Annotated in this window: 3 protein-coding genes and 1 pseudogene; all 4 read right to left on the reverse strand. The window is 32.2% G+C overall.

Translation table 11 applies throughout. The features are described from left to right. Positions 1-72 precede the first annotated feature (72 nt). Positions 73-498 (reverse strand): DUF4395 domain-containing protein, encoded by a 426-nt coding sequence (locus KY054_03100; GenBank protein ID MBZ1356718.1) that lies wholly within the window; start codon positions 496-498, stop codon positions 73-75. Positions 499-524: 26 nt separating this feature from the next. Further along, positions 525-950: a SufE family protein gene (locus tag KY054_03105; protein ID MBZ1356719.1), complete on the reverse strand. Its 426-nt coding sequence runs from the start codon at positions 948-950 to the stop codon at positions 525-527. Further along, positions 947-1,078: pseudogene (cysM, locus tag KY054_03110) on the reverse strand (cysteine synthase B). Before cysM ends, KY054_03105 begins: the two are co-directional and overlap by 4 nt. Before the next feature lie 136 nt (positions 1,079-1,214). Then, positions 1,215-2,468 carry a cysteine desulfurase gene (locus tag KY054_03115; protein MBZ1356720.1) on the reverse strand — a complete coding sequence of 418 codons (1,254 nt, stop codon included), beginning with the start codon at positions 2,466-2,468 and terminating at the stop codon, positions 1,215-1,217. Positions 2,469-2,508: the final 40 nt, after the last annotated feature.

Below are 2,508 nucleotides of genomic sequence, written 5' to 3' on the forward strand. Positions count from 1 at the left end.
TTTTTGAATTTGTTCATTCCGGGATTTGGAAAATTCAGAGATGAAAACTTGCTTCTCGCCCTTTTTCATTTCTTATCTTTTAAAAATCTTTTTGAAAAAAACGTACATTAAAGTAGCTACACAAAAACCAACAAAACAAGCTAAAAATATCAAGAAAGCCATTATTAAAATAAAAATCCAAGCGAAATCAACAAATTTTTCAAAATAGAGAAATAAAAAACCTATAAAAAGAAGGACTGCCGTCATGCCGGCAACAAAATTTAATTCTTCCGGGTTTTTCTGAATTGGTTCCGACTTCTCTTTGAGTAATTTTTTTAAAACTAAAGCGTGAAATTGATAAAGGATATCAATTTTTACGGAGAAAATTCTCAATCCCACTAAAATACTTGCTGCTAACACTAACCAATGATTATGAATTAAAACAGCAATTAAGGTTAAAATTCCAGCAACAGCTCTGGAAAATCTCAAAGAGCTATTATAAATTAGGCATTGTTTCATAAGAATGTTAAAAGGTTAAAATATTTTTAAAGCGATCTTTCTGCCCCATAAGTAATGGCGGATGATTTTATTTGGTTTACCAATTTAAAAAGGCTGTTTGCCCGGACAGGCGAGAAATTTTCTCTTAATCCTATTTTATCGATAAAATAGAGGTCGGCATTTTTAATATCTTCCGGCTTTTGATTAGACGTGGCCCTTACTAATAGAACAATAATTCCTTTTATTATCATAGAACTGCTGTCAATATTATAAAAAACCTTTCCATCTTTAAGGGCGGAATGAAACCAAGTTTTTAGTTGACAACCTTTAATAAGATTATCTTCTGTTATATATTTTGAATCAATCGGAGGTAAATTTTTTCCTAATTTAATCAGATAATTATATTTATCCATCCATTCGTCAAAAATTTTAAATTCGTTAATAATTTCTTCCTGTATTTCTTGTATGGTCATTTATTAAATAAATTAGTGTTTAAGTATTTTTCTCCTCTGTCCAGAAAGATGGCTACAATCGTTCCTGATTTTATCTTCTTGGCAACTTTAAGTGCCGCATACATAGCGGCGCCGCTACTCATTCCAATTTAGCACAAATAATAACATTATTATTTGAATTCAATCTATTTATCTTAATAAGAGGGTATTGCCAATGGTTTCTAAAATGTTTTTAAGTATCATAAATCGAGTTTCCGAAGAAAACGAAGATGATTGAAAATTTGGTTATTGTTCAAACATTTTTTGAATTTTCTTTAACGCTTCGCAAAAAGAATCTATTTCCTCCATGGTGTTATAAAAAGTCAAAGATGCCCTAATACTACCTTCAACTTTATAATGGTCCCAAACAGGGTGCGTGCAATGGTGACCGGTACGCACTGCGATACTCATTTTATCTAAAATTATTCCAATATCATAGGGAGGAATGTTGTCCAATAAAAAAGAAAAAATACAAGTTTTGTTTCCGGCGGTACCATATAATTTCAGTCCATTTAAGGCGGTGAGTTTAGCCGTCCCATAATCCAACAGTTTTTTCTCATAATCTTGTATATTATCTAATCCTATGCCTGTCAGATAATCTAATGCTACACCTAATCCAATAGCTCCAATATAATTAGGAGTGCCAGCTTCAAATTTAGCCGGTAATTCAGCGTAGGTGGTCTTTTCAAATGTTACGCGGTCAATCATATCTCCTCCGCCCTGGTATGGAGGCATTTCATTTAACCAGCGTTCTTTTCCATATAAAACTCCTATTCCCGTAGGCCCGTATATTTTATGCCCTGAAAAAACATAAAAATCGCAATCTAAATCCTGAACATCAACGTTTTGATGTTGAATTGCCTGAGCTCCATCTATTAAAACAGGAATGTTATTTTCATGGGCAATAGCCGTAATTTCTTTAACCGGATTAATAGTACCAAGGGAATTTGAAATATGAACAACAGCTACTAATTTTGTTCTGGAATTAATCAATTTTTTATATTCATCCAGTAATAATTCACCTTTATCATTGAAAGGAATCACTCTTAGTTTAGCGCCTTTTCGCTGGCAGATTATCTGCCAAGGAACAATATTACTATGATGCTCCATTTCAGATACAATAATCTCATCATTTTCTTTTATATATGCTTCTCCAAAAGAATAGGCCACTGTATTGATAGAATCCGTAACACCCTTGGTAAAAATTATTTCATGGTTATTTTTAGCATTCAAATAATCTTTAATCTTTCCCCTGGCCGATTCATACATTTCAGTCATTTGGTCGCTTAGATAATGAACCCCTCTATGAATATTGCTGTTATCTTCGGAAAGCAATTTATTCATAGTATCTATAACAACTTTCGGTTTTTGAGTAGTTGCTCCATTATCGAAATAAATAAGGGGTTTTCCATAAACTTCCCGGTTAAGTACCGGAAAATCATCCCTTATTTTCACTACATCAAAGACGGATATTTTATTGGTATTTTTAATTTCTTCCATTGCTATAGAATATCAAGAATTAATTATTCTGTCAAAAATT

The sequence above is a fragment of the Candidatus Nealsonbacteria bacterium genome (assembly GCA_019923605.1).
GTDB lineage: Bacteria > Patescibacteriota > Minisyncoccia > Minisyncoccales > CSSED10-335 > JAHXGM01.

Coding starts and splice junctions, on each gene's coding strand:
- KY054_03100 (MBZ1356718.1), bottom strand. CDS start 498: ATGAAACAATGCCTAATTTATAATAGCTCTTTGAGATTTTCCAGAGCT.
- KY054_03105 (MBZ1356719.1), bottom strand. CDS start 950: ATGACCATACAAGAAATACAGGAAGAAATTATTAACGAATTTAAAATT.
- KY054_03115 (MBZ1356720.1), bottom strand. CDS start 2,468: ATGGAAGAAATTAAAAATACCAATAAAATATCCGTCTTTGATGTAGTG.